Genomic DNA, 7601 nt, shown 5'->3' with positions numbered 1-7601 from the left:
ATATCGAATCCCTCCACAAAATCCTGATTCCAGCCCCCGACGGGTCGCAAATCCCGCTGGACCAGCTTGCGGATATCGAGTACGTGCGCGGGCCGCAGGTGATCAAGAGTGAAGACACGTTCCTGGTGGCTTACGTGACTTTTGACCGGGTGGTTGGTACGGCAGAGGTGGATGTGGTTGAGCAGGCCCAGCGCTACCTGCGCGATAAGATCGATAACGGCTCGCTAAAGCTGCCCACAGGTGTGAGCTACTCGTTTGCCGGCAGCTACGAGAACCAGATCCGCAGCCAGAAAACCCTGATGGTGGTCCTGCCCCTGGCGATGCTGATTATCTTCCTGATCCTGTTCATGCAGTTCAACAGCGTGTCAACCACCGGGCTGGTGTTCAGCGGAATCATCCTGGCCTGGGCCGGCGGGTTCATCCTGCTCTGGCTGTATGGGCAAAGCTGGTTCCTCGATTTCAGCCTGTTCGGAACCGGGATGCGCGAGCTGTTCCAGGTCGGGCCGATTAACCTCAGCGTGGCCGTCTGGGTCGGGTTCCTGGCCCTGTTCGGCATCGCCAGCGACAACGGCGTGATTGTCGGCACTTACCTGACCCAGGTGTTCGAGCGGGATAACCCGACGACCGTGGCGGAAATCCGGCAAGCCACGCTCAAGGCCAGCAAACGCAGGCTCAGACCCTGCATGATGACCACCGCTACTACTATCCTGGCCCTGATCCCCGTGCTTACCTCCACCGGCCGCGGCAGCGATATCATGGTCCCGATGGCGATCCCCTCGGTGGGCGGGATGCTGTTCGTGATCCTCAGCCTGTTCATGGTGCCCGTGCTCTATGCCTGGCTGGCCGAACGCAGGCTGGCACGCACTGACAGCTTTCCTGTCGACTGACTCCTGAAAAAAACCAGCTCTTTATCTTGACAGGAAGTCGTGCCTGCGTTATATATGCGTATCTGCGCATATATCCAGATAATCTTATTCGGGAGCCGATGTGCCGAACAATATCGCTGAAATGTTCAAGGCCCTGGGAGAACCCACCCGTCTCAGGCTGGCGGTCATGCTGGCCGCGAGAGGCGAGTGCTGTGTCTGCCACCTGGCCGCCGCGCTGGAGGAGCCCGACTACAAGGCCAGCCGTCACCTGGGCGTGCTGAGAGCCGCCGGGCTGGTTAAGGCCCGCCGCGAGGGGACCTGGATGCACTACAGCCTCAACGAAACCGGGAACCGGCTGGTCGGGGAGGCCGGCGCGCTGCTGCGCACACTGGCCGAATCGACACCGGGATTGGCTGATGACCTCCAGCGCCTGGAACACTCGACCTGCGGAGTAAACACACAATGAGCGAAAAACCCGCCGTCCTGTTTCTCTGCACGGGAAACTCATGCCGCAGTCAAATGGCCGAGGGCTGGGCCCGCCAGTTGCGGGGGGATGATTTGGAGCCGTACTCGGCGGGCGTGGAAAAGCACGGGCTGAATCCCCTGGCTGTCAAGGCGATGGCCGAGGCGGGCGTGGATATCTCCGGCCAGCGGAGTAAAGTCCTGGCCGAGCTGTCCGATATCGAACTGGACCTGGTGGTGACGGTCTGCGACTATGCCCGCGAAAGTTGTCCCATATTTCCGGGCCGGACGAGGACGATTCACAGGAGTTTCGATGACCCGCCCAGTCTGGCCCGTGAGGCCCAAAGCGAGGAGGAGGAACTGGTCCACTACCGAAGAGTACGGGATGAAATCAGGGATTTCGTCCGCAGATTGGAATTGACTTGATACTACCGGGCGCAAAGACGCCGACGACAAAACGGAGGAAACAATGAGCAATCAGAGATTATCCGGAAACGAAACATCAGTAAGGGAAACAGTCCGCGAGGCCTACAGCCGGATCGCGGTTGAACAGAGTGGATGTTGCGGGCCGGTCAATTCGTGCTGCGGCGGGGACAGCTCAGGCCAGGTGGCGAAAAGTGTCGGCTATTCCGACGCTGAGCTGGCGACCCTGCCCCAGGGAGCGGAAATGGGCCTTTCCTGCGGCAACCCCACCGCTATCGCCGAACTCCAACCGGGCGAGGTCGTGGTCGACCTGGGCAGCGGCGGCGGGCTGGACGTATTCCTGGCCGCCCGGAAGGTCGGCGAATCAGGCAGGGCGATCGGGGTGGACATGACACCGGCGATGATCGAGAAGGCCCGGCGCAACCAGGCGGAGTTCACCGGCCGCACCGGACTGGACAACGTCGAATTCAGGCTGGGCGAAATCGAACACCTGCCGGTCGAGAGCGCCACGGTGGACGTGGTGCTGTCAAACTGCGTGATCAACCTCAGCCCGGACAAGCAGCAGGTCTGGAACGAGGTAGCCCGGATACTGCGCCCCGGCGCACGGGTGGCGGTCAGCGATATCGCCCTGCTGCAACCCCTGCCGAAAAACGTGGCCGAATCGGTGGCGGCGCTCACCGGCTGTATCGCCGGGGCGGTGCAGGTCGAGGATACGCGAAAGATGCTCCAGCACGCCGGGTTCACTAAAATAGAGCTCAAAGGCGACCCGAGCTACGCCGAGAGCGCCACCAAGTTCCAGGACCCGATGTACCAGAAAATTCTCGAGGAGCTGCCCGAAGACATTAAGCTCTCCGAGCTGATAACCTCGCTTTATATCCGCGCGGTCAGGCACTAGTGTGGTGTCCTGCAAATAATGTACAAAAAAATGCGGATTATAAATCCCCCTCGATCCCCCTTTACGAAAGGGGGGCCAGGGGGGATTTGTGCTTGAGTTGATCGAACCATTACCAGAGTTCGAGTTATTACATATACTTCCAGGACACCACATTAGAAGGAAGTAAGACTGATGGCCTCCGAAGCATGCATAACCAGAGACCCGCGCGGCCTGAGCATGTTCGAGCGCTATTTGTCGCTGTGGATCGCGCTCTGTATCGTGGCGGGAATAGCCCTCGGCAAGTTAGCCCCGGCTCTGGCCATCCGGCTGGACGGGATGGCGCTGAGTGTCAACGGCGCGCCGGTGGTCAGTATTCCGATCGCGATCTGCCTGTTCTTCATGATGTACCCGATCATGGTCAAGATCGATTTCGCCGAGGTGGTCCGCGCCGGACGTAACGCCCGGCCGGTCGGACTGACACTGTTCGTCAACTGGGCGGTCAAGCCGTTCACGATGTACGCGATCAGCGTCTTTTTCCTCGGCGGCGTGTTCCTGGGTTTTATCGGCCCGGAACAGACCGACCTGGTCAAGCTGCCCCTGGGCGCGGATCTTCAGCCGGGTGATACGCTCGGCGCGGGCAAGGTAGTGCTGCACGGGGGCATACGGATGCTTGAGGTCCCGCTGTGGCGCAGCTACCTGGCCGGCTGCATCCTGCTGGGGATCGCTCCCTGCACGGCGATGGTGCTGGTGTGGAACCACCTGGCCCGCGGCAACGACGGCCATACGCTGGTGATGGTGGCGATCAACTCGCTGACCATGCTGCTGCTTTACGGGCCGCTGGGAGGATTTCTGCTCGGCGTGGGCCGTCTGCCCGTACCCTGGCAGGCGCTGCTGCTTTCGATAGGGGTTTACGTGGCCCTGCCGCTGGGGGCCGGCTACCTTTCGCGCCGCTGGATTATCTCCCTGAAGGGCGAACAGTGGTTCCGCGATAAATTCCTGCACGTGCTGACGCCGGTGACGATCAGCGCGCTGCTGATCACCCTGGTCCTCCTGTTTTCGCTCAAGGGCGAGGTGATCCTGGCCAACCCGCTGACAATTCTCTGGATCGCCGTGCCGCTGTTAGTGCAGACCACGGTCATTTTCGGGCTGAGCTACGTTCTGGCCAGAGTGCTGAAACTAAGCTACGAGGACGCGGCGCCCTCGGCGATAATCGGCGCGTCGAACCATTTCGAGGTGGCAATCGCCACGGCGGCGATTGTTTTCGGGCTGTCCTCGGGGGCAGCCCTGGCGACCGTTGTGGGCGTGCTGATCGAGGTGCCGGTGATGCTGATGCTGGTGCGGTTCTGCCTGAAGACACGGGGCTGGTTTGCCCGGTCCGGTAATGTTGCTTAATCTCTCGAATTATACTAACGTGCGCTTACACGGAATTCCCCTGCCCCTTCTGTCAAATTACCAATCTCCGGGAGCCGCTCATGCCCGCTCAACTCCTGGCTTCGCTGATGTTCGCTCTCATCCTTGCCTCCAGACCCGCCCTCTGTGCAATCGAGCTGATCGAATTCCCCCCGCAGGCGTGGATGGTTACCGATGACGTTACCGGGGTGGACCTCGAGGTCTCAATCGACGGGTTCCTGATCTCGGCCACCGAGCTCAGCCAGCGCCAGTTCGAGGAGGTGGCCGGCTACAACCCCTCGGTCCACCGCGGCGAAAACTTGCCGGTGGAAAACGTGAACTGGTGGGAGACGATCCGCTTCTGCAACCTCAAGAGTGAGCGCGACGGCCTGGAACCTTGCTATAACCTCGATTCCGGCGACTGCGACCTCTCGGCCAACGGCTGGCGCCTGCCTACCGAGGCCGAGTGGCTGACCGCTTTCGGCCGGGACAGCGTGTTCGAGGGGGGCGACGCCTCCGGACGGGCCAACCTGGGCTCGGCCAACGACGAGAGCCTGGAAGTGCTGCACCGGGAGATGCGGGAGAAAACCACCGTGCCGGTTGGCACCTACCAGCCCAACACCTACGGCGCTTTCAATCTGCTGGGCAACGTCCGCGAATGGTGCACCGACAACAACAATCCTCTCTCCGACAACCCGATGCCGCTGCATAACCCGGCGGGACCGCGGTTCAGCGCGGAGAAAGTGGTGCGCGGCGGGAGTTTTTTCAGCCATTCGGGAAGCTGGGCGCGGGGCTACAACTCGGCTGTGCGGCCCGGGTACAAAAGCCGCTACCTGGGTATCCGTCTCTGCCGCTCCAGTGGGGTAATGTTCTCCCACGACTACGCTGATCCCGCCTGGTTCGAGCCGTACAACCGCCGTCCCGCAGGGTACGAAAGCTCCACGGGAACGCTGAGCAGGCTGCTGGAGCCCGCGCAGGCTGGCAGGATAGCCACGGCCGGGGGCTGGGAGCAGCGCAGGCGGGTCGTGCTGGAGCGCTGGGAAAAGTTGCTGGGCATGCAGCACGCTCCCCGCATCGAGGGACCGCCGCAGGCGAGGCTGATCCGCGAGTACGACGAGGACGCCTACTCCGGCCGGCTGATGTACCTCCGGGTGGAGCCTGACTACTGGGAGAAAATCTACCTGATGCTGCCCCGCCGTCCCCTGAACAAACCAGCCCCCGTGGTGATTGTCCCCTACTACGATGTCGATACTCCGGCGGCCCAGAACATGGGCGGAAAAAGTTTCATGCCACCCAGCGTTCGCTCGTTCGCCCACCTGGCGGTCCGCAGCGGCTATATCGCCTGCGCGGTCCGCTGGTTCGGCGAGGGCTACTCGGTGGGCTACGCCGAAGCGGTGGCCGAACTCAACCGCCGCCATCCGGGGCTGTCGGGCCTGGGCAAGTGGGTCTCCGACGTCCGCGCGCTGCTGGACTGGCTCTATACCCGACCCGAGGTAGATCGCCGCAATATTGGTATTATCGGTCATTCGCTGGGCGGGAAAATGTCGATGTACGCCGCGGCGTTCGAGCCCAGGATCACGGCGATTGTCGGCAGCGAGCACGGAATCGGGATCGAGTTCTCCAACTACGAGGACTACTGGTACCTCGACGGCTCCATCCGCGAGCGCGACCCCGCTGTCGACCACCACGAACTGCTGGGCCTGATCGCACCGCGGCCGTTCCTGCTGATCGGCGGCGAGAGCGCGGACAACGACAGCAGCTGGCATTTCATCAACGAGGCCCGCAAGGTGTACGCCCTCTACGGCCACCCGGAATATATCGGCTATTTCAACCACCGTACCGGGCACACGCCCACGCCGGAGGCGGTCACGCTGTCCTTGCGGTGGCTGGAGCGGTTTCTGGGACCCGGCAACTGACGATTGACTATTTTTTTCACCTTCCCCAACAGGAGAACGCGCGATGAAAAGACGTGAAATGCTGATATCGGCCGCGGCGGTAGCGGCGGCGCCCCTGGCGGCCTGCGCCCAGGGCAGCGGGAGCAAGGGCGGCGACGCCCGTCAGTACCTGGAGCTGCGCAAGTATTTGCTGATGCCCGGCAGAAAAAAAGAGCAGTTCGTGCAGTTCATGGCCAACGCCGCGGTGCCAGCGCTGAACCGCATCGGCGTTTCGCCGGTGGGCGCATTCACGGTCCAGTACGGCCAGAACACGCCGGCCGCCGCGCTGTACGTCCTGGTGCCTTATCCCTCGCTGGAAGCCTGGTCCACCGCCAAGTACCGCCTGGCCGCGGATGAGCAGTTCATGGCCGATGGCGCCGAGGTGCTCAACGCGCCGCTGTCCGACCCGGCGTATATCCGCGTGGAAACCACCCTGATGCAGGCATTCAAGGGCATGCCCACTGTCGAAATCCCCCCGCAGAAAAAAGCGGGCAAGGGCCGGATTTTCGAGCTGCGGATCTACGAGAGCCACAGCGTGACCGCGGCGATCAAGAAAATCGAGATGTTCAACGCGGGCGGCGAAATCCAGCTTTTCCGCGACACGGGACTCAACCCGGTCTTTTTCGGCGAAACCATGGCCGGGCAGCAGATGCCCAACCTGGTCTACATGCTCTGCCACGACGACATGGCCGCCCGCGACGCGAGCTGGAAAGTGTTCGTCGAATCCGACGGCTGGAACGAGCTCAAGGCCAAAGAGGAATACAAGGACACGGTGAGCAATATCTCCGACATCATCCTGCGGCCCACGGGATTTTCGCAGCTCTAAAAAAAGCCCCAGCTCTCTTCTGAGAGCAGGGGCTTTTTTTGCCAATAACCAGTTATATTCTTACAATAGAATTTAAGCAAATCTCCACATAATTATCTGTCATTCCACAAACAAAATCAAATACTATTTCTTCATCTGTCATGGCAGAATCATAGCCAATATCCACGATGAATTTCTTCAAATGCTCATAGACTGGTGATTTGGGAAGGGCATCAGTATTCTCTTGCAATCTATCTGTAGATTTCAAGTCATCACAAAATTGAGAAAACACAGATTTTAGTTTTGCAGTTGCGTTATCTCTAAAATTATCCACCCTTTTTGAAGTGTAAATATTGCCAAGACTATATTCCCACAATTGTTTCATACAGTCAAATTTGGCTTTAGAAAGACGTATCGCATCTCCAGCTTTCTTACTCTCTTTTATCAAGTCTTCCAACAAAGTTTTCACAATATCTCTATTTTTTGATCCTAATTCATTTAAAATTTCTTGCGGGACGTCTTCAATGCTAATAAGCTTGTTTTCTACAGCATCATCCAAATCTCTACCGATGTAAGCAATCTTATCAACCATTCTTACAACACAACCTTCCATGGTTGTCGCATTTTCAGCATTGTTTCTATTTCTTATATCCTCCAATATTGGCTTTTCGTCATAGGGTGTGGGCTTTAATTCTTGAACATAATCCTCTCCACAGTGAGAAACAATTCCATCTCTAACCTCATATGTCAAATTTAAACCTGGATGATCATTGGTATTGCCACAGAAAAGTGGACACCTGGTTAAGCCACATATTTCAGCCGTTCAAACTGGATCGGAGTTTTGTACC

At 59.2% G+C, this 7601-nt stretch carries 7 protein-coding genes and 1 pseudogene (1 of these 8 running past the window's edge); 7 read left to right on the top strand and 1 reads right to left on the bottom strand.

Going from position 1 to position 7601, the window contains the following annotated elements; translation table 11 throughout:
• From FVQ81_16730 to FVQ81_16700, 7 genes and pseudogenes are all read left to right on the top strand, one after another.
• A pseudogene (locus tag FVQ81_16730) lies at nucleotides 1–887 on the top strand (efflux RND transporter permease subunit); it begins 2994 nt to the left of the window's first position.
• Between the two features lie 121 nt (nucleotides 888–1008).
• A complete protein-coding gene (locus tag FVQ81_16725) occupies nucleotides 1009–1332 on the top strand; it encodes a metalloregulator ArsR/SmtB family transcription factor (protein MBW7998177.1) in 324 nt (107 codons plus the stop codon).
• On the top strand, nucleotides 1329–1754 hold the full coding sequence (locus FVQ81_16720) for an arsenate reductase ArsC (GenBank protein MBW7998176.1): 426 nt from the start codon (nucleotides 1329–1331) through the stop codon (nucleotides 1752–1754). Before FVQ81_16725 ends, FVQ81_16720 begins: the two co-directional genes overlap by 4 nt.
• A gap of 43 nt (nucleotides 1755–1797) precedes the next feature.
• On the top strand, nucleotides 1798–2646 hold the full coding sequence (gene arsM / locus FVQ81_16715) for an arsenite methyltransferase (GenBank protein MBW7998175.1): 849 nt from the start codon (nucleotides 1798–1800) through the stop codon (nucleotides 2644–2646).
• Nucleotides 2647–2817: 171 nt separating this feature from the next.
• On the top strand, nucleotides 2818–4017 hold the full coding sequence (arsB, locus tag FVQ81_16710) for an ACR3 family arsenite efflux transporter (GenBank protein ID MBW7998174.1): 1200 nt from the start codon (nucleotides 2818–2820) through the stop codon (nucleotides 4015–4017).
• 80 nt (nucleotides 4018–4097) lie between these two features.
• Nucleotides 4098–5930 (top strand): SUMF1/EgtB/PvdO family nonheme iron enzyme, encoded by a 1833-nt coding sequence (locus FVQ81_16705; GenBank protein ID MBW7998173.1) that lies wholly within the window; start codon nucleotides 4098–4100, stop codon nucleotides 5928–5930.
• Nucleotides 5931–5973: 43 nt separating this feature from the next.
• Nucleotides 5974–6774 (top strand): NIPSNAP family containing protein, encoded by an 801-nt coding sequence (locus FVQ81_16700; protein ID MBW7998172.1) that lies wholly within the window; start codon nucleotides 5974–5976, stop codon nucleotides 6772–6774.
• A gap of 52 nt (nucleotides 6775–6826) precedes the next feature.
• Here the strand turns inward: FVQ81_16700 and FVQ81_16695 are convergent, their stop codons facing one another.
• A complete protein-coding gene (locus tag FVQ81_16695) occupies nucleotides 6827–7504 on the bottom strand; it encodes a hypothetical protein (GenBank protein ID MBW7998171.1) in 678 nt (225 codons plus the stop codon).
• Nucleotides 7505–7601: the final 97 nt, after the last annotated feature.

The organism is Candidatus Glassbacteria bacterium (assembly GCA_019456185.1).
Classification (GTDB): Bacteria; Gemmatimonadota; Glassbacteria; order GWA2-58-10; family GWA2-58-10; genus JAJRTS01.
Note: the sequence above shows the minus strand (reverse complement) of the source record. Positions and strands in the feature narration are given on the sequence as shown.